This is a genomic window from Cupriavidus sp. F041 (assembly GCF_057814235.1).
In genome coordinates, this window is sequence record NZ_JBVASY010000001.1 from 2,749,561 (window position 1) to 2,767,532 (window position 17,972).

The following is a 17,972-nucleotide window of genomic DNA, read 5'->3' on the forward strand; positions in this document are numbered from 1 at the left end:
GCCGGTTGGCACGGGTGCGGCCGAAAGGCCGCTCGGAGTGCCCAACCGACGCTCGAACGCCATCGAGCCGCTTTCGATCAAGTTCATATGGGTAGTGACAGGCTTCGTCTATCCGGCGGTCATCTTCCAGCTAGATCAGTGGGCCCGTCGACCTGCGAGATCACGCTAAGCGTTGTCGCTCGCCCGTTGGAATGCATCGACAGTGGCCTCGAGCGTCATTCGTGCCTTTTCGCGCCGTCTGCGCGCGAGTCGCTCCGCGCCGGCGCTCCGTTCGGCCTCACCGGCAAGCAAAGCGTGAATGTCGGGGAGCGTATAGATGGCGCCACGACTGCCCCAGGTACCGTCCGGAATCTCCGTCGGGAAGACCCAGACGCGCGATGCGACCTCTTCGAACGGTCGGTTCTCGGCGCGGGCAACCGCTTCCGTGACTGCCTTAACCAGCGCTCTACGCGACTCGTCGGTGTATTGCCCTTCGGGCGCCGACGGAATGATCCGGTAGCGCGCTGCTTTCGAGCGTTCCCCACCGACGAATACCGCAGCAGGTCGATGGAGATTGAGAACAGATACGCTCTGTGCAATCGGATTGGCCGGATCGTACCCTTCCGCTTTGATCAGAATGTCAGTCAATTCTTTGATCAGATGGGCTTCCGCCTCACGGGTCAAGGCATCTTCCGGCCAGAGTGCGTCGATCATTGGCATGGTGCTGCTCCTTTTCAGTGTTTTGGCCTGGCGGTTCGCAAGAGAGCTCTTCTACTCGTTCAGGCATGCATTCCGGTTAAATGAGCGCGATCATGACATCGATGTTGCCGCGCGTAGCCTTGGAATACGGACAGGTCTGATGTGCCCGGTCCACCAGCGCCTGAGCAACGTCACGCGGCAAGCCGGGAAGGCTCACGTTCAAACGCGCCTGGAGAAAGTAGGCGCCGTCAGTAGTCCCGAAATCAATTTCGGCATCGACACTCGTGTCGACCGGCAGCATGACGTTCAAGGCGCGTGCGGCCCCACTCATTGCGCCAATAAAGCATGCCGACCAGCCGGCGCCGAACAGTTGCTCGGGATTTGTCCCCGCGCCTGCGGAACCCGGTCGCGAAAGTTTGATGTCGAGGCGACCGTCCGAACTGTGCGCGGCCCCATCGCGGCCGCCCGTCGTATGGGTCTTGCCTGTGTACAGCACGTTTTCGATTCGAGTCATGATGGTTTGCTCCAGTCGATCAAGGGAAGTATTAAAGTGCGCAGATGTATCCCGCGTGTGTCGGAAAGTGCCGGTTTTGTAATCTCGGGTATCAACTGGCACTGCGGATACAGTGCGCTACACGGCTGCGGCGCGCCAGATCCAGCGAATGCAACACCGGGCCGCGCGCCGTCATATCGAGTGTCAGAACAGATGTCGCACGCCTATCCACCTGACGCCGAACTGAACTGATCACCGCCCGGAATGCCCGTAGGCGTCGAATTTGGCAAACCGAGCATCGCGAGCCGATTGTTCGTCACACGGTCTACGAACGGATAGAGGGCGTCGCGCGTGATAGCGGATAGTAGGCATGTGAATCTCCGTGATACGGTGCGCGAAAAGCGCCGTTGTAGGCGCCTCGGTAGGCTCAGTGGCCAGCGCTCTGGCCTCCGTCCACGTGCAGGATCTCGCCCGTGACGAACGGTGCGGAGTCGAGATACAGCACGGCGTTGACGATGTCGCTCATCTCGCCCATATGGCCAACGGGATGCAGCGCGCCCAGCGCCTCATGCGTTTCTGGCGCGTGCATCGGCGACTTGATGGCGCCCGGCGAGACAGCGTTCGCGCGGATACCCGTCTTCGCGTATTCGATGGCGAGCGACCTGGTGGCCGCATTCAGGCCGCCTTTGGTCAGCGACGCGAGCACCGACGGCACGCCCGAGATTGCGTGGTCCACGAGGCTTGTCGTGATCTGCAACACATGGCCGCTCCCGTTCTTCTCCATCTCGGCGATCGCGAGCTGCGTGATATGGAAGAAGCCGTTCAGATTCACGTTCATCACGGCTGCGTAGTCCTCATCTGTGTATTGCGTGAAGGGCTTCGCGATGAAGATGCCCGCGTTATTGATCAGCGTATCGACGCGGCCGAAGCGCTCGACGGCTGCGGAGACGGCACGCTGTGCCACTTCTCGGTCGCCGATGTTGCCCGCGATCGTTACGATGTTCGGATCGTCGGAGGATTTGATCGAGCGTGCGACAGCGACGACGCGATAGTCGTGCTGACGGAAGCCCTTGACCAGTTCTGCGCCGATGCCTTGCGATGCGCCAGTGACGATAACGACTTTTTGCGAGTTGCTCATGATTGACCTCTAAGGTTGTCGGCATTTGCTGTCGGGGGTCCGCAGCGCCGTTGGATCGTCAATCTAGGCTTCCCCGACCCGCTTGCGTACACCCGGAATGGACAAACAGTTGTGATCGCCAGGAACAAATTCGGCTGGTGTGTCTGTGCACTTCAAGCGTGTCCGAATGCGGGGTGGATGTGTCCAGATGGTCTTTAACCGAAATTCAGTTGTGCGCGTGGCCACTCGAGCTGATGTCAGGCACCTTCGGCATCGGACATGTGCCGAACACGCTGTCGTTCGCCGAGAACATCGAGAATCCGGTCGACCCTGATTCCCAACTCGCCCACCGCGCTGAAGCGCTTCGTCGCTGTCAAGAACCTCGTGACGCTGATCGGGGGACTTGCGGCATCGCGCGAGATACAGGCCGTCATCGGCCTGCTTCAGGCACATGGTTCGTTAATACCAGGCTCGCCTCTAATGGCTTCTGAGATGTTACTGGTGAACCGACTGGATATCGCTCGCCACACGAACGCCGTAGGGCGATACCGAACGTCAGCGCTCTCCTCTTCGACGGTGCCATGTTCCGGAAGGACGACGGATGTTCGACGTTTCGGCGGGAGAGAGACAACTCAACTCGCAAATGCTCATGACTTGCGAGGAGAGCGGCCTCAGTGAACGTCTCTTTCCTGCTGAGGCGAAGCACCGCTTGGGGTCGCGAGTACGTATTCGCTTGCAGCGAGAGCTGTCATTTGCCACTGCCGACATCGGAATGTCGATAATGCAACCCGAAGCTGCTGCAACAACGCCGACAGCCGAACGTCTGGAATGGCCGACAGGCACCACTTCCACGTTGCAAGTTGAATGGCTGATTCCTGAGTGGCACCGACGCCTGAATGTCTGAGCGATGGTGCGAGCGAATGACGCTCCGTGGCCGGGAAGGGACCTCCGCTCCAAGCTAGGCGCTCGTCTCTTCCCGACCATTTACAGGTAGCTGGCATTGAGCTTAGTGCCGTCGTCACCACGCAGAACTGGCTTAGCCGCCACGGCGTGAATTCCCTTGGCCTATGCCGCTCGCATGCATGTATCCCAATTGCAGGGCGTCCCGTGAATTTCAGTTTGCGGGACCTTGCTGCCCCATCGACCGGGAGAGTTCTTTGGCCTCCACCATCAGGAGCCGACTCAAATCCCGAACCTTGGCGTCTGTCATCCGGACGCTGGGGCCAAAAATACAGAGCGACCCGGCCACCTGATCCGCGCCATTGAAGAACGGGGCAGCCATCGCGACCGCACCTTCGATCAATTCGTGGCGGCTCACGGCATAACCGCGCTGGCGGATGACCTCGAGTTCACCCTGATCGACTGCTTCTTCGCCTGGTTCCTGGCTCGCCGGCCCTCCCTTTGCCGCCAGGTGAGCCAGGATGGCGCGGCCGCTGGCACCGAGCACCAGCTTCTCGCGATAGCCCACCCCGCGGCGAAAGCTGCGCGGCTGGGCGCTTTCCATCTCGGCAACGCAAACGCGGTAAGCACCGTCTGGCACGAACAGGGCCACGGTTTCGCCAGTGGCTTCCCACAGTCGGCGCAAGGGCGCGTCGGCGATATCAGCGATGCGATGTCCAGCGATCCAGACGTGGGCGAGCCGCGCCACTGAACTGCCCAGCCGGAAGCGTTGGGGCTCCCCGGACGACACGAGAAACCCGTTGTGCTCCAGTGCATTGAGCAGCCGGTACAAGGTGGGTCGGCTGAGGTCGACACGCTTCAGCAGGTCTGCCACGGTCAGTGTGTCATCCCCGGGGCGGAAGGCGAGAAGTATGTCCAGTGCCCGATCCACTGCAAGGGCCTGGTCCGAAATTTTGGTCTCGTAGTGCCTACTGCGAGCATCAAGGATGCATCGAGACATCCGAATAGAGCTGACGCATGAAGCCCCGAAAGACGGGGTTCATCACGTCGTCATGGTTCCTGATGACTTCGCCGTCGGCTTCAACGTTCCATACCACTGCGTTGGAATTGCCTATTCCGTTGTCTTCAACCGGCGTCAGATAGCTGCCGCCGCAGAAGGTACGGGCCCACTTTGACTTGAGCAGATGGCTCGACGTCAAGTTCTGGCTGAAGAACTCAGCCGAGTTCTCTGCCTCAATCCTCTTGTTGAGACGCACTGCGTCTCCCAGGTCTGCACCATGGAGCCCATGCAGTTGCTCCTCGGACCTCCAGTTCTGGCAACGGGCATCGCCGTCCTGAATTGCAGTGCTCGTTTCCGACGCCACGCCTGGCGCATGTGCATAAAGCCGGTGCGTCAGATAGCGCGCTATGTGTCCGGGCGTCTTCTTCATGGCCGTGCCCTCTTCGCTGGTAGTCTCATGCTCGAAAAGCGTATTCACTGACCGTCCCACCGGGAAGGCAATGCCAGTTGCCCAGTCCTTGGTCGAGGTGACCGACACGAGCAGCGGTGGCTGGAACTGCATCGGTCGATAGCGGTTCGATACGCGATAGAGCGCCTCATAGCGCGATGCCTCGAAGGCTGGATTGATCAGCAAGATCATGTCCGCGGGTCTTTCCGCCAGGTCTTGCCCCTTCTTGAATCCATTCAGATCTTGTTGCGCGGCCAGCGCGTCGATCAGCGGACCGGACATGGCAGCGTAAAGAATCAGGCCGCCAAAGCTATGACCGATCATCAATGTGCGAATGCGCGGTCGCCTTGTCGCATGCTCGGAAGCCGCACCCGTAGTGACCACGCCGGACGCTGACTCATTGTTGTAGTAATGCCGGATGGCCCGCAATCGCGCGAACAACTCCCGCGCCGACCCTACCGAGACACGCCGCGCGGCTTCCTTGCGCGCCCAGAACGACAGGCTCAGCACCGGGTCGGGCAGTACCCACGACCTGCCCCTCCATGCAACATAGACGCCCACCACTTTTCTGGGTGTGCCGCCTCGCCCGGCCCGATCTTTCTCCTCGGCGCCCGCCGCCTGGAGCAAGGTCCGAACCTCCCGTACGTTACGGTCGTCGGACTGTGCGTTGTGCTTCCAACCGTGCACAAACACAACGATGCTCAGGTCGTTATGTTGGTCAAGGAGTTGCCTCAGTCGCTCCATCAGATGATCAATCTGACCCGACGGACTCGCTGCAATCTCGTCCCCGGATGCGAGCTTGTCTGGATAGAGCCAACCCTGATCGTCAAATTCGACGAAATGGAGTTCATAAGCGCCTTGCGTGACTTCCGGCGTCACTCGCTCGCAGTCCTTCGAGGCTCGCGCGTCGTCCTGAGCCTTGATATTGGCGAGCGGGCAGCTCACTTCGTCGACAGAGACGAGATGGGTCCGATACGCATAGTTCGGCGCGCATGCGCAAAGCAACAACGTCACAAGCCCGTATAAAACGCGTGCAAGGTATGAATCGTGCATGGACCTCTCCCCTGATTGCGCTTCCTGACTGGTCTTGGGCTCAAAGCCGCTTCGACCGGAGCGCGGTGCACACTGCCTTCGTGCACGCGAAGTAAGGAAAGCTCTCACTCCTACGCATTCTGATCGGTCGACGCTGGCGCTGTCTTGAAATAGTCAGGGAATGGCCATTCCGCCTTCAATTGGGCTTCTGTCCCAGCAAAGCAGTCTCGATCGGTTGGATCCATCCCCGGAAACGCGTGCGGCGATGGCCCCGCGTTGCCGTCCGTGTATTGCCAAAGGATAAATCGTGGCCAGGTGTCAATAGGGATCCCGAGCGGCTGATTCCTGTACCGGGCATACCAAAGAGGGCAATTCTTGAGGATGGGGTCGGCGCCATGGGCCTGGACGGCATCGCGGAGCATGTTGCCACCGTAGACCATGGGCGAGCGGCCGGTCTTCTCCTTCACCCTGCTGACGAATTCATGGGCCTGATCCAGCGTCATGTCAGGTCCGCTTGAACTGGGTTCGAAATCAAGGCAGAAGAGCGTCCTGGAATTGTCCACCGCTGGATCGCCCCACTGCGTGGCCGCCAGGAAATTGTCTGCCTGCATGGCGGCGGGCCGAGAACTGGAGAAATGGTACGCGCCCCACAGCAATCCCGCAGATAGTGCCTGATCTCGCCGCTTCCTGTATTTGGGATCCTGGAAGGTCGCGCCCTCGCTGGCCTTGTGGATGACTGCCCTGACACCGGCATTGAATGCCTTGACTGCGTCGAAAGGGTTGTCATGGTTGATGTCGATAATGACATCGATCGTTCCGGCTAGAGTGTCTGGCATTGGACCCTCCCAATTCGAGTGGCCTTTGAATCACGCCGAAGCCATCGGCCATCAACGCACGGCTAAATTTTGAAAGTGCTGCGAGATCTCCAGAACAGGGGGCCCAGGCACAGGCGGATTCTGTCAACCATCAACCCTGGCTCCTGGCCGCACCAGTTGCTCCGTAGACTACCCTGAAGAATAGGAAACGTTCAGGCGGATCATCTCAGCCAAGTGGATGAGCTCGTATTGCAAGAAATTGAATACTGACTAAAGTCACGGTGAATATCGGAGCTACGCTACGGTTTGAAAGAAGTCTTCGCCGTCTAATCAATGGCCGTTTCCGAGGTCAACTGGTCTTCCGATTGCGCGATCTTGTACCGGATTGCCGGCATTGGCGGTCGCTTGCGGTCGGCTCGAGTTGTCGCCTGCGAACGGCGCCTCACCGGCCGTCAGGGGATGCACGATTTCAGCGCTTGCGGGGCAGCGCGAGAGCGCGTATCAATGTAGACGTAAGGATGCCTCGGCCGCACGGTATTCGTTCTCAGTTGTATTATTGACTGCCTCGTTAAGACTTCATTCGAACCGCTGGCCGGCGAGGCGATGCATGAACTGGGGAGGCCGGCCGGTTGCGACAGGCACCGATCCGGATGCGTAGTGTAACGAACCAGATCGGAGGCAGCCGTGGCGAACGAAACGACAGTCGGTGCAGCAGGGCAACAAGTGGGCTCCGGCGCCGGATGGGAAGACCACCCGGACACGCCGGACATCCTAGCCACCCTAATCGGAAAGATCAGGGCACAACAGGAATCGATCGCGTCGAGCAGCCGGACGGGCTTGAGCGGGCGTATCGACAGGGGACAGCATCAAAAGCAGGTGATGGGCGCGTTCGGCACGCTGCGCATCTTCGACACGGTGCCGCCCGCGCTTGCGTCGGGTCCCTTCGCGAAACGCGGCGCTTCCGATGCGCCGCTCCTCTACTGCGTGGCGTGCCGCTTTTCGAACGGTCAGCCCTGTCCTTTCGCGGACACGGAGGCGGACGTGCGCGGCGTTGCCGTCAAGTTCTTCACGGCCGAGGGCACTGAGACCGATTTGCTCGTGACGAACGAAGGCGGTCGATCGCATGCCCGGGATGCAAAAAGCTTCATGGAGATCGCCGATGTGCTCGTCTCCCAGATCGAGGGCGGACTTGCGGGATTGGTCGGAAAAGCGACGGCCGACGTGTTCGGGCGCAAGCTCGGGCTTGTCGAGGCGGCGCGCTCCTTTGGCATCCTGTTCGAAGCGACGAAGTTGCACACGGTGGCGAGCCTCACGACGGAGAAGTTCTGGGGCTCGGTGGTGAAGTGTAACGATGCAGCCTTCAAGTACTCGCTGCAGCCGTGTCCCGACACCGTGCCCGGCACCGATGACGATCGTCATGGCGAGCAGTATCTGCGCAACGATCTGCTCAATCGCCTGAGCAAGGGCGCGCTGAAGTGGCAACTGGTGGTGCAGCTCTTCACCGACGAGAAGCATACGCCGGTGAGCGACGCTTCGATCGTTTGGGAGGCTCCGACAGTCGTGATCGGCGAGCTCGAGATTTCGTCGGCGCCTTCAGCCGAAGACGAGGCCGCCGTCAATCAGATGGCGTTCAATCCGGGCAACGGGTTCGAGCCGCTCGGCATCACGCATGCACGCAGGGTGGTCTATGCGGCAAGCGCGGCCAACCGCGGGGACCGGGGCCTGCTGTCGAGTGCGGAGGCACGCGCCCGGATCGAGCGTGCCTAGTATGGTCGAGGAGGCGAAGATCATGATCGTCCCGCGAAGTTCCGTTACCTGAGCGGAGCCGACATTCGAATGTTCGCGTGAGAGTGTGGTCGAACGGCCGTAGCTGGCCGGGAAGGGACCTCCGCCCGCTGCAACCCAGTCGTCTCTTCCCGACCCTGAACCGCCCTTCGACTCAGGGCCAAATTAACGGCCGCTTCTGAAGTCCTGCGGCCGTCGGCAATTCCAAGGCGGGCGTCTCCAAGTACGCTAAGATGTTCCTCTCGAAGCAATTAGCGATTAATGGGTAGACCAGCCCGAGCCAGCCATGCAACATCGTACGTTCTTCTCTGTTAACACCGACATCAAAAGTTTTCGGAAATACCATCCCGAGAAGCGTTCGCGCAACCCGTTTGAATTCTGGTTGAAAAGCGGATGCGCATATATGACGCCCACCGCGAATAACGAGAAAACCTACAGAGACGTACTCTCGCTCGTTCGGCCCGGGGATGTAGTGTTCGCGTACGAAAGCGGCTCGGGCCGCGGCTACATCGCGGCAGGAACGGCCCTTGAAGGGTGGGACGGGGTCTCACATCAAGGCGGACGTCCGGAGTTGTTTCGAGACCTGAACGAAATCTACTTCCAGATCCATGTTGACTGGGACACGGACTTCAGTTGCTCGCTCGACGAAATCCGGTCGGCGGGGTTGAGGCAATACCTAGATACAGTAACACGCGTCGTCAACCCCCAATTCGTATATCTGCTTTCAAAGAAACTCGAGTCCTCGGGTTCCCAGTCAAACCGCGAACGCATCGAAACTGAAGTGGCCTTAGAGCTTCTGCGTGACGACGCCTTATCAACGACGGAACGGCAGCAGCTAATCGCCGCGCGGGTCGGGCAAGGCGCGTTCAGAGCAGCCGTCCAGCGTGTCGAATCGTGTTGCAGGCTTACCCAGACCACTGACCCTGCTATGTTAAGGGCGAGCCACATCAAGCCGTGGAGGTTTGCGTCAAATGTTGAGCGACTTGATGGGAACAACGGCCTGCTGCTCGCGCCCCACGTCGACCATCTTTTCGACGGTGGATGGATAACTTTCGATTCCACCGGGAAGCTAATCGTCTCGCCACGCATGTCGGTGGAGACGCTCGCCGCCTGGAATTTACCGACACTGGCTGACACGGGCCCATTCAACACAAAACAGGTAGAGTATTTGGCATATCACCGAAACGACGTTTTCAAACAGTAACCTATCGCCATGGGGCATGGAAAAGCCAGAGTGACACCATCCGAGACCAAGAGGCTAGGAGATCAAAACTACCGATGACTAAGAAGCTGCTGTTGGTTGATCTGGAGAACAAGCACAAGGTTGACTTGTCCCCCTTAGATGAAAACTTCAGGGCCATCATCTTCGTTGGCGCCAATCAGAACCCTCCCAAAGCTTCGAGGAAGCCAGCAACTGCCCATAGGTTCAGTCGGGTGGATTTCCTGAAAATTTCGGGTGCTGGCAAGAATGCTCTGGACTTTCACATTGCCTTTGAACTTGGCAGAACGTTTGAGACTGCCCCCGACACTGAGTGCTTTGTGTTGAGTGGTGACAAAGGCTTTGATCCGTTGCTGAACCACCTGAACAGCAATGGGATGAGCTGCCGAAGGATTGAGAGCATTGATGAGCTGGTGCCGGCTGGTGTGGTGCCGGTTATCGCCCCTGATTCGGTCGTTTGCCCACACTGCAAGAAGGCCAGCACGGTCGAGCATCATGGTGGACACTGGTGCACCAACTGCGGAAGGTTCGCCTCGCCACCAGATCCCAAGCTGCTGCCGTCCAATCAGCCTCAATTCAGGGATTCGCTGCATGAGCAGCGTCGACTCTTCAGGGATTTCATTGAAACTAATCAGGCCCACTCACGGCTCCCCGAATGCGGCTGGTGTCACCAAAGAAGTGATATGACAGGTGCCATCTATGATGACGGGGAATGGATGTGTGGTCACTGCATTGCCCGTCTCGCCAGGTGAAAGCACTTTCGTTCAGGGTGCGCCACGCGACCACCGTGTCGGCGTTGTCCTAGTTTTGGCGGTTTCCGGCGACGACATACGCAGAAACTACAACGGCGGATGTGTCGATGATGCGACGCCGTCTCTCGGTGATCGAACGACCGCTCTTTGAGAGGAGCCATGTGAACGTCACGGTGACGCATCGGACGAAGGTTCCTTCATGGCCGACTTCAGGCGGTCGAGGAGAGGGTACGCCCGTCGGCGCAACCCTCAAGAGCCATCAACGTTGCAGCCGCGTCAATGGCGGCTTTCGAACCATCTTGAATACCATGCTGACGGCTGCAACGGGGAGCTGTCATGGATGACGCTGGCGCGACTGCACCGCGGCAAGCCGAGCCTGCTAGACGTGGTCTCGGGCGCAATCGCCTCACAGGTTGTCATAACGCCAGCGTGCGGCTATGTCGGCCCCATGGGGACTCTGGCAGTTGGGCTGGTGGTGTGGCCTTGCTGCACCCTGGGCGATTGAGAAGCCCAGCTAGGATTCGACGGCTCCTTTGACGTGTTCGGTGTTCACTGCGTTGGCGGACTGTTGGGCGGCGTACTGACGACACTGTTCACTCTCCCCCCGCTAGTATCGATAAATAATGGCATGTCGTTCACAATTCATAAGATAAACCAGGCGGTTTCAAGTCCCAAGTGCAACACCCGCGTCAGTGAATTGAAGTTTGGGGGTGAGAAACTTGTTTGAGCATACGAGCGAACACCTCCAGCGGAGAGTGGAACGCGTGCGTAGCACGAGGTCGTTTGTTCAGGCTGTCGGCAATTGCGTCGAGTTCTTCTTGTGTGTGCACGGACAAGTCGGTGCCCTTGGGCAGGTACTGGCGCAGCAGCCCGTTGGTGTTCTCACAAGTGCCGCGCTGCCAGGGGCTGTGCGGATCGCAGAAGTACACCTTGACGCCAGTGTTGGCGCTGAGCTCACTGTGGCGCGTCATCTCCTTTCCCTGGTCGTACGTCAGGCTCTGGCGCAGCGGCTCAGCAATCGAATTGAGCTTGGCAGAAAAGCCGGCCAGCGCCGAGGCTGCAGTAGCGTCATCCATCTTGGCCAACAGCACCAGACGACTGCTGCGTTCGACCAGCACGCCCACCGAAGACTTGTTGCCCGCGCCCTTGATGAAGTCACCCTCCCAGTGGCCCGGCATGACGCGGTCCTCGACCTCGGGCGGGCGCACATGGATGCTGACCATCTCAGGAATCTGCCCGCGTCGATCAACCCCGCGCTTGCGTGGCATGCGTGTGCTGCGACCATGGCGCAGGTAGGCGATGAGCTGGCGGCGCAACTCGCCCCTGGGCTGCGCGCAAATGGCCGTGTAGATCGTCTCGTGAGACACATGCATGCTGGGGTCCTCGGGCCACACTCGCTTAAGGATACCGGCGATCTGTTGCGGCGACCACTTCCAATCCAACAAAGTCAGCACCGCGCCCCACCGAGCGTGTTGCGGATCGAGCTTCGCTACGGGGCGCGCCTGAACCCGCCGCGCCTGCCTCATGGCCTGCGCCGGCAGGCTCGCGTAGCCACGCAGCGCACAACTGTTTCGCCTCAGTTCACGGCTGACGGTGCCCGCCGAGCGCCCGAGTGTGCGGGCCATGGCCCGCACACTCGAACCGCTCTGGCTCATGCTCGCAATCGTCATGCGCTCCTCAGGCTGAAGTTGTTGGTACGAAGTTCTGCTTTGCATCTGAGCACCTTACCCGAAGCAAGGTGTTGCACTTCAGATTTGAGGCCGCCCCACCACAATGACGATTCATTGGAATCAAAATTTATGTCGAAGCGCCATGCGCAGCATTAACTGATTTTGATTAGACGAAATGCCGCTCGCGGACGTCACCTGTGCGAAGTCCAACACGGTACTAGTCGAGTCGCCACCAACGCGCTGGTAGGCACCCTGCACGTAGATGTCCGTCCGCTTCGAGAAGTTGTAGTCTGCCATCAGGCCGACCGTCTGATAGGTCGGATGCTGGACTCCCGTCGTCACATGGAGGTTTGCGCGCGTATAGACGTACATGGCACCAACGAACAGCGCGGGGGTGAGTTGATATCTCGCGTTCAGTTCGAAGTTCTGGAATCGCAGCGACGACGCCGGCCCGGAGGGCGGAGTAATTGCGCCAGCATAGCCGTTGCCGAGCGGTTCGACGACCTCGGTATTGGTATACGAAAAGCCCAACGTGGCCGCCCCAAACGCGTAGTTGGTGCCCGCGCCGAAGATTCTCAGCCGTGTGCCAAGAAAGTTGGCGTCCCCGGCATTGTTGAGCGCCCCGCCGGCGGTCGCCGACGGGTTGTCCGTTTGCTGATAGGCCGCGGCAATCAGCAACCCGCCATTCGCATACTGGCCACCGAAGCTGTAGTGCCGATTGTTTGCGAAGTCTGTGCTATTGCTAAAGCCGTACATACCACCGAACTGGAAGCCGCCGAACGTCGGGCTCGTGTACTTCACCGAGTTGTTGACGCGGAACGAATTGTCGGTGTTATCGTTGTCGTACACGTGCGAGAACATGTAGCCGGCCCAATTCCCGTTCGAGGTGGTCTGCGCAACGTAGTCCACTACCGCGTCGTACTGTCGTCCCAGCGTGACCGACCCGATGCTGTCGTTTCGCAAGCCCACATAGGCCTGCCGACCAAACAATAGTCCACCCTGGCCAAGGCGACCAGTGCTCACGTTGAAGCCGTTTTCGAGCTGGAAAACCGCCTTTGTCCCACCACCGAGATCCTCAACCCCTTTGAAACCCCACCGGCTGCCTTGAGCGAAGCCGCTCTGCAGCTCAAACAAGCTATGTCCATCCACATTGTTCGTGTAGTTGATACCCTCATCCACCACCCCATAGATCGTCACCGCACTCTGCGCCATCGCCGGAACGGAAACGACACAGAATATTGATCCAATGATGCTCCTTTTCATTATCTCCTCCTTAGTCTTTTTTCTAAGCATGCTGGCGCAGCACCTGGCATCCGGCGCTGGCTGCTGGCTGCTGGCTAAACAGGATGTACGTCTCCTTGGCCGCCGCTTTTCGTTAAGCTATTGGTGGCCACATCAACTACCGCGGTGATACCCCTTGCTTTGCCGAGTCGAAGACTACGAACCCGCTATGCCCATGACAATTGAAATCGCGGCATAGGGCATACCGCAGCGGAATGCGTCCTTTGAATTCGCGATGCCAAACTGCCCGGAAGCCTTTGTCGGTACTTGGTCAGCGTAGTGCGGTAGCGATCGCAGCTCTCCAAGGTATTCCGGACATGAAGCGGGCAATCCATAGGTGCTCCGACCCGATATCGCGCGGGCGCAGGCCTGATCGGTCGGACTACGACTCGGCGTGGTCGGCTGGCAGGATCAGCGCCTGCGGCACGTTCGCTTTACTGCCAAAGTAGTAGTAAATCACGGCTGGAACAACAAGACCCACGATCCAGGATATGTCGACACCACCGAGCGCCTCCACCCATGCACCGGTGTAGAAGCTGGTAGCAATGAAGGGCATTTGCACCGCTACACCCAACACATAGACAGTCATGCCCCTGGCATTCCAGCGACCATAGCGGCCGTACGGGTTGAAGAGCGCTGGCACGTCGTAGCGCTCCTTAGTGACAAAGTAGTAGTCGATCAGGTTGATGGCGCTCCAAGGAGTCAGGAACGCAAGGAGGAACAAAAGGAAGGCGGAGAACTTCTTGAGAAAGTCATGCTCCCCGGCCGCCAAAGCGAGCCCGGTCGAAAACCCAACCATGACCACGACGAAGAAGAATTTCGTACGGCCGGAGATGGTCCGTTGCCCACCAAGTCCGGTCAGGATGGCGGCGACCGACATGACGCTCCCATACGCATTCAACGTGGTGATCGTGAGTTTGCCCACGACGATCGTCAGGTAGAGCAAAACGGCGGCTACCCCAGTTGCGCCCAGGTCGACGATGAAGCTCACCTCATGTCCGGCGAACTGGTTGCCCGCCAACGCCGCGGCAAAGACACCGAAGACCATGGAGATCTGCGAACCCAGCACCGAACCAATGCCCACCGCGAGGAATGTTTTGAAAGCCGAGGTCGAGCGGGGCAGATAGCGCGAGTAGTCGGCGACATATGGCCCGTAGGCAATCTGCCATGAGGCGGAAAGGGAAACGGCCAGCAGGAAGTGCCCCACATCGAAGCTGCGATTCTGTAGCAACGCGCCAACGTCCTGCCCTTTGAGTAGGCTGGCGAACAAGTACAGGAACGCCAAAACGCCAATCACGCTAGAGACTCGCCCCATGAAATGAATGGTGCGATAGCCGAATGTCGCGAGCATGATCACCAAGCCCGAGAACAGCAGAATCGAGCTGGCGTTGCTTATACCCATCAGATGGCTGAGCGCTTGGCCGGACAGAACCATCCCCCCCGCTGAGAAGCCCACATACATGATGCAGACAAGCACCAGGGGCACAATCGCACCGTAGACGCCGAACTGGACTCGACTGGAGATCATCTGCGGGAGCCCGAGCTGAGGTCCTTGCGCGCCATGGAGCGCCATGACTGCGCCGCCCAGGATCTGTCCAAATAAGAGGCCAATTAGCGACCAGAACACATCGCCGCCAAGCACCACTGCCAGTGCACCCGTTACCACAGCGGTGATCTGAAGATTGGCGCCAAGCCACAAGGTAAACTGACTGGCCAGACTGCCATGCCTTTCCGATTCCGGGATGAAGTCAATCGAGCGGCGTTCAATGAGCCGGGAGGAAGTCGGGCCTGAGGTTAGGTCCGGACCTGAGGGTGAGCTTGCGGAGGATTCCGCGCCGAATTTCGAAGTGTCCATCTTTGTCTCCTGCGTAGAGGCTTACCTAGCTGTCGATCTCAGTCGACGGCTGGCAGTCTATTTCTTTCGGTGCTGGTCAGATGTTCGGAGGTTAACGCCGCTTTTGCTTGCTGATGTTGGCAGCTAGGACACATAGGATCTCGAACATTAACGTGGCAGCGACCAATGCCGTATTGCCAGTTGGGTCAAACGGCGGCGACACTTCAACCACATCACCTCCGATGAGATTCAGGCCCCGTAGTCCACGAATCATGTGCTGGGCCTCGATTGTTGTCAGCCCACCGATTTCCGGTGTGCCAGTGCCGGGCGCGTACACGGGATCCAGTGCATCGACATCGAAGGTTACATACGTGCGGCCGTTTCCAACTACGCGCGAGGCCTCCTGGATCACGGCATCGACACCCATCGACCGAAATTCATCCATGTCGATGACTCGAATGCCCTGACGTTCCCCCCAATCATTCTCACTGTCGTTGTACAACGCCCCACGAATACCGATTTGTATGGTCCGCTTCGGATCCAGCAATCCCTCCTCGATCGCCCGCCGAAAAGGGGTGCCATGTGTGTAAAGGTTATCGCCAAAATAACGATTCCACGTATCTGTATGCGCGTCAAAGTGAACCATACCAACGGGCCCATCCTTCGCAAGCGCCCGCAAGATCGGCAACGTTACCAGGTGATCTCCACCCACCGATAGCGGCGCAATATTAGCCTTGCATACTGCGTCGTAGAACGCGGTGATGCGATTCATCGAATCGATCAAATCCACCGGATTGACAGGGGTATCCCCTAGGTCCGCGCAATTGCAGATCTCGAATGGTTTGATGCCGCTGCTTCGGTTGACATTGCGCACCATCGTCGAGGTATCACGCACCTGACGAGGGCCATGTCGCGCGCCCGGACGATTGGTGGTGCCACCATCCCACGGCACCCCGATCAACCCGATATCCACGTCTGGAATGTTCTCATCCATCAGCCCGATGTGCGGCAGCCGCATCAATGTGGCCAAACCTGCATAACGTGGCGTCACCGTGCCGGTGACCGGCGCAAACATATTTTCTTCCATGAGTAAGGTCCTCGCAGTTAGTACGACTGGAACCAGCGCTCCGATGCTGTGGTCCGCCCTCAGCCAGAGGCGTCCATTTAGTCTCGCACGCGAGTGCCACATGTTGAATCGGAACTTCTCGAACTTTAGTTTTGGATTCCTCGAACCTTCCCAATCTGCCATTCATGGCCGGCGACCGTGCTAGGCTGTCCGTGCGGCGATACGACGTAAGCTGTAGGAGCCACTAGTGCAAGCCCACGGACAGCGGATGGAGGGGTATTAGTATGATCAGAATGACCGACGTCGATCTACGGTTGTTGCGCATATTCAAAACGGTTGCTGACTTGAAAGGTCTCTCAGCAGCGGAATCTGCACTCAATATGAATTTGTCCACCATAAGCTCCCACATGACGGATCTCGAAAGGCGACTGGGCCTAAGGCATCTCCTTATACAGAAGTCATGCGCCCTCGTTGCGTAGGGCCTGAATTGTGGCTGCAGCGTCCCTGGTTCGCTGCAAGCCGATCCAGAGCGTCTTTGCGCCGGGTTCGCCATCGCTCTTGCGGCCCAAGAAGCCACCCAGTGATGCAATCAGGCGAATTATTTGATTGAGCGTGGGTGGCTTTGGAGGGCGCGGCTTCTTCGCCAGCAGATAGGCACCCCGTATCTCGTCGGCATCAAAGAACAGCGACGCGTCCAGCTCGGGGCAGGTCCTGCCCAGGCGCATCAGTCGCGCAATACGCCACGAGACCACCATGTACAGCACAAGCGCACGTTCGACTCGGTCCATGTGCGAGAGCTGTAACGCTTCCACCTTGCAGCCGTTTTTCAGTACATGGAAGAACATCTCGATCTCCCATCTGGCCCGATACCAATCGATTAGCTCGATCACCGCATCAAGATCTTGCGCGTCCCGATTAGTCAGCAATCGCCACACCACAGGCTTCACGCCGGCCGGCGCGCCGCGTTCCGCGGCCACCAGGCAGGTGAGCGACAGTCCTTTGCGGCCTGGCAACATCACGCGTTGCGCACGCAGCTCCTGCCTGACTTCACGCGCCTTCTGGCCAGCACGCCCGGGCAAGATGAAGGCGATCTCGCCGAGCGCCTCGCTGGCCTCGACCGCATCCCACAGTTTGGCCTCGGCAGCGCCAAGGCTGCGGTTGTGTTGCGATCGGATCAACCAGTCAGCAGGCTGGCCTAACTCATCAGCCCGCTGCATCAACGCAGCAATGTCGCCTTCCCGATCCGCCACATAGACCAGCCGGGTCTGCAGCAGCGTTGCCGCCTGCTCGGCCACGCGCTCATAGCCTTCGATCCACCTCACGCTCTCCTTGATACCGCCGCGTTGCCCGTCCGCATCCTTTGGCTCACGTGCCCACATCCAGGCATCGACCACCCCCAGCGGCTCCCGATCCGGCGTAACCGCATAGGTCGCGTGAAGATACATCCCGCGTTGAACTTCATAGCTCAACGGCCCAGCCCCCTCCATCTCCTGGCCGTTAAAGTCAAGCTCGGTCGTATCGGCAAGGCATAGCACCACCGGAAATGGATGCATCCGCCCAGCCGTACGATCCCAATGCGGCTGCATCATGTCTCGCCACTCGACCTCTTCGTTGCCGAGAAATCGGTACGCACCCATGGTCTCGGCCCAGCCGTCGCATGCCCCCGGGATGCTCGCCGTCGGCTTGGCCGCAAACCGCTTCAGTAACTCCTTCGCGCGACGGTCCCGTCTTGGATCGCCAAGATCCAGCGCTTCAAATTCCTCGTCCACCCACGCTCCTGACTCGTTGCCCATTTGCTCTAGCGGGAAATCCAAGAGTAAACGCGAGTTCGCGCCGGTTTACAACCCCCCCCCCCCTCTGCCTCGACATCCATCCACTTCTG

General features: G+C 59.1%; 16 protein-coding genes and 1 pseudogene. 6 read left to right on the top strand and 11 right to left on the bottom strand.

All coding sequences use genetic code 11. The features are described from left to right. Window positions 1–165: 165 nt before the first annotated feature. The 3 genes from ACZY0R_RS12520 to ACZY0R_RS12530 all read right to left on the bottom strand — a co-directional run bounded on the left by ACZY0R_RS12520 (window position 166) and on the right by ACZY0R_RS12530 (window position 2,309). Window positions 166–699, bottom strand: a complete 534-nt coding sequence (locus ACZY0R_RS12520; RefSeq protein ID WP_488858686.1) for a tautomerase family protein — start codon at window positions 697–699, stop codon at window positions 166–168. Window positions 700–775: 76 nt separating this feature from the next. Continuing rightward, complete coding sequence (locus ACZY0R_RS12525) at window positions 776–1,192, bottom strand: organic hydroperoxide resistance protein (protein ID WP_488858688.1); 417 nt, start codon at window positions 1,190–1,192, stop codon at window positions 776–778. Window positions 1,193–1,598: 406 nt separating this feature from the next. Next, the gene (locus ACZY0R_RS12530; RefSeq protein ID WP_488858689.1) at window positions 1,599–2,309 is read right to left on the bottom strand and encodes an SDR family NAD(P)-dependent oxidoreductase; all 711 of its coding nucleotides are present in this window, start codon (window positions 2,307–2,309) and stop codon (window positions 1,599–1,601) included. 580 nt (window positions 2,310–2,889) lie between these two features. Between ACZY0R_RS12530 and ACZY0R_RS12535 the strand changes: the two genes are divergently transcribed. Further along, entirely contained in the window at window positions 2,890–3,192 is a 303-nt protein-coding gene (locus ACZY0R_RS12535) for a hypothetical protein (RefSeq protein WP_488858691.1), read from the top strand. A gap of 210 nt (window positions 3,193–3,402) precedes the next feature. On the opposite strand, the gene ACZY0R_RS12540 is transcribed toward ACZY0R_RS12535, so the two are convergent. The 3 genes from ACZY0R_RS12540 to ACZY0R_RS12550 all read right to left on the bottom strand — a co-directional run bounded on the left by ACZY0R_RS12540 (window position 3,403) and on the right by ACZY0R_RS12550 (window position 6,504). Continuing rightward, window positions 3,403–4,062: an IclR family transcriptional regulator gene (locus tag ACZY0R_RS12540; protein ID WP_488858692.1), complete on the bottom strand. Its 660-nt coding sequence runs from the start codon at window positions 4,060–4,062 to the stop codon at window positions 3,403–3,405. Between the two features lie 106 nt (window positions 4,063–4,168). Continuing rightward, on the bottom strand, window positions 4,169–5,689 hold the full coding sequence (locus tag ACZY0R_RS12545; RefSeq protein ID WP_488858694.1) for a hypothetical protein: 1,521 nt from the start codon (window positions 5,687–5,689) through the stop codon (window positions 4,169–4,171). A gap of 110 nt (window positions 5,690–5,799) precedes the next feature. Next, complete coding sequence (locus ACZY0R_RS12550; RefSeq protein WP_488858696.1) at window positions 5,800–6,504, bottom strand: glycoside hydrolase family 25 protein; 705 nt, start codon at window positions 6,502–6,504, stop codon at window positions 5,800–5,802. A 663-nt stretch (window positions 6,505–7,167) separates the two neighbouring features. On the opposite strand from ACZY0R_RS12550, the gene ACZY0R_RS12555 reads away from it, so the two are divergent. The 4 genes and pseudogenes from ACZY0R_RS12555 to ACZY0R_RS12570 all read left to right on the top strand — a co-directional run bounded on the left by ACZY0R_RS12555 (window position 7,168) and on the right by ACZY0R_RS12570 (window position 10,966). Continuing rightward, window positions 7,168–8,250, top strand: coding sequence for a catalase family protein (locus tag ACZY0R_RS12555; RefSeq protein WP_488858697.1), 1,083 nt, complete (start codon window positions 7,168–7,170; stop codon window positions 8,248–8,250). A 304-nt stretch (window positions 8,251–8,554) separates the two neighbouring features. Next, entirely contained in the window at window positions 8,555–9,472 is a 918-nt protein-coding gene (locus ACZY0R_RS12560; RefSeq protein WP_488858698.1) for an HNH endonuclease, read from the top strand. 74 nt (window positions 9,473–9,546) lie between these two features. Beyond that, on the top strand, window positions 9,547–10,239 hold the full coding sequence (locus ACZY0R_RS12565) for a PIN domain-containing protein (RefSeq protein ID WP_488858700.1): 693 nt from the start codon (window positions 9,547–9,549) through the stop codon (window positions 10,237–10,239). A 199-nt stretch (window positions 10,240–10,438) separates the two neighbouring features. Beyond that, window positions 10,439–10,966 (top strand): annotated as a pseudogene (locus ACZY0R_RS12570) (hypothetical protein). On the opposite strand, the gene ACZY0R_RS12575 reads toward ACZY0R_RS12570, so the two are convergent. From ACZY0R_RS12575 to speB, 4 genes are all read right to left on the bottom strand, one after another. After that, complete coding sequence (locus ACZY0R_RS12575) at window positions 10,929–11,954, bottom strand: IS30 family transposase (RefSeq protein ID WP_488858702.1); 1,026 nt, start codon at window positions 11,952–11,954, stop codon at window positions 10,929–10,931. The pseudogene ACZY0R_RS12570 and the gene ACZY0R_RS12575 overlap by 38 nt on opposite strands. A 75-nt stretch (window positions 11,955–12,029) precedes the next feature. Then, entirely contained in the window at window positions 12,030–13,172 is a 1,143-nt protein-coding gene (locus ACZY0R_RS12580) for a porin (RefSeq protein WP_488858703.1), read from the bottom strand. Window positions 13,173–13,572: 400 nt separating this feature from the next. Then, the gene (locus tag ACZY0R_RS12585) at window positions 13,573–15,045 is read right to left on the bottom strand and encodes a purine-cytosine permease family protein (protein ID WP_488858705.1); all 1,473 of its coding nucleotides are present in this window, start codon (window positions 15,043–15,045) and stop codon (window positions 13,573–13,575) included. 91 nt (window positions 15,046–15,136) lie between these two features. Then, window positions 15,137–16,111 (bottom strand): agmatinase, encoded by a 975-nt coding sequence (gene speB / locus ACZY0R_RS12590; RefSeq protein ID WP_488858706.1) that lies wholly within the window; start codon window positions 16,109–16,111, stop codon window positions 15,137–15,139. A gap of 272 nt (window positions 16,112–16,383) precedes the next feature. On the opposite strand from speB, the gene ACZY0R_RS12595 reads away from it, so the two are divergent. After that, a complete protein-coding gene (locus ACZY0R_RS12595) occupies window positions 16,384–16,569 on the top strand; it encodes a LysR family transcriptional regulator (RefSeq protein WP_488858708.1) in 186 nt (61 codons plus the stop codon). Here ACZY0R_RS12595 and ACZY0R_RS12600 read toward each other — a convergent pair. Further along, a complete protein-coding gene (locus ACZY0R_RS12600) occupies window positions 16,549–17,883 on the bottom strand; it encodes an IS4 family transposase (protein ID WP_488857457.1) in 1,335 nt (444 codons plus the stop codon). The two genes, ACZY0R_RS12595 and ACZY0R_RS12600, sit on opposite strands and share 21 nt — an antisense overlap. Window positions 17,884–17,972 lie beyond the last annotated feature (89 nt).

What these genes read in the sequence shown, in the direction of transcription:
- ACZY0R_RS12520 (WP_488858686.1), bottom strand. Translation starts at nt 699, where the DNA reads ATGCCAATGATCGACGCACTCTGGCCGGAAGATGCCTTGACCCGTGAG.
- ACZY0R_RS12525 (WP_488858688.1), bottom strand. Translation starts at nt 1,192, where the DNA reads ATGACTCGAATCGAAAACGTGCTGTACACAGGCAAGACCCATACGACG.
- ACZY0R_RS12530 (WP_488858689.1), bottom strand. Translation starts at nt 2,309, where the DNA reads ATGAGCAACTCGCAAAAAGTCGTTATCGTCACTGGCGCATCGCAAGGC.
- ACZY0R_RS12535 (WP_488858691.1), top strand. Translation starts at nt 2,890, where the DNA reads ATGTTCGACGTTTCGGCGGGAGAGAGACAACTCAACTCGCAAATGCTC.
- ACZY0R_RS12545 (WP_488858694.1), bottom strand. Translation starts at nt 5,689, where the DNA reads ATGCACGATTCATACCTTGCACGCGTTTTATACGGGCTTGTGACGTTG.
- ACZY0R_RS12550 (WP_488858696.1), bottom strand. Translation starts at nt 6,504, where the DNA reads ATGCCAGACACTCTAGCCGGAACGATCGATGTCATTATCGACATCAAC.
- ACZY0R_RS12560 (WP_488858698.1), top strand. Translation starts at nt 8,555, where the DNA reads ATGCAACATCGTACGTTCTTCTCTGTTAACACCGACATCAAAAGTTTT.
- ACZY0R_RS12565 (WP_488858700.1), top strand. Translation starts at nt 9,547, where the DNA reads ATGACTAAGAAGCTGCTGTTGGTTGATCTGGAGAACAAGCACAAGGTT.
- ACZY0R_RS12575 (WP_488858702.1), bottom strand. Translation starts at nt 11,954, where the DNA reads ATGCAAAGCAGAACTTCGTACCAACAACTTCAGCCTGAGGAGCGCATG.
- ACZY0R_RS12580 (WP_488858703.1), bottom strand. Translation starts at nt 13,172, where the DNA reads ATGAAAAGGAGCATCATTGGATCAATATTCTGTGTCGTTTCCGTTCCG.
- ACZY0R_RS12585 (WP_488858705.1), bottom strand. Translation starts at nt 15,045, where the DNA reads ATGGACACTTCGAAATTCGGCGCGGAATCCTCCGCAAGCTCACCCTCA.
- speB (WP_488858706.1), bottom strand. Translation starts at nt 16,111, where the DNA reads ATGGAAGAAAATATGTTTGCGCCGGTCACCGGCACGGTGACGCCACGT.
- ACZY0R_RS12595 (WP_488858708.1), top strand. Translation starts at nt 16,384, where the DNA reads ATGACCGACGTCGATCTACGGTTGTTGCGCATATTCAAAACGGTTGCT.
- ACZY0R_RS12600 (WP_488857457.1), bottom strand. Translation starts at nt 17,883, where the DNA reads ATGGGCAACGAGTCAGGAGCGTGGGTGGACGAGGAATTTGAAGCGCTG.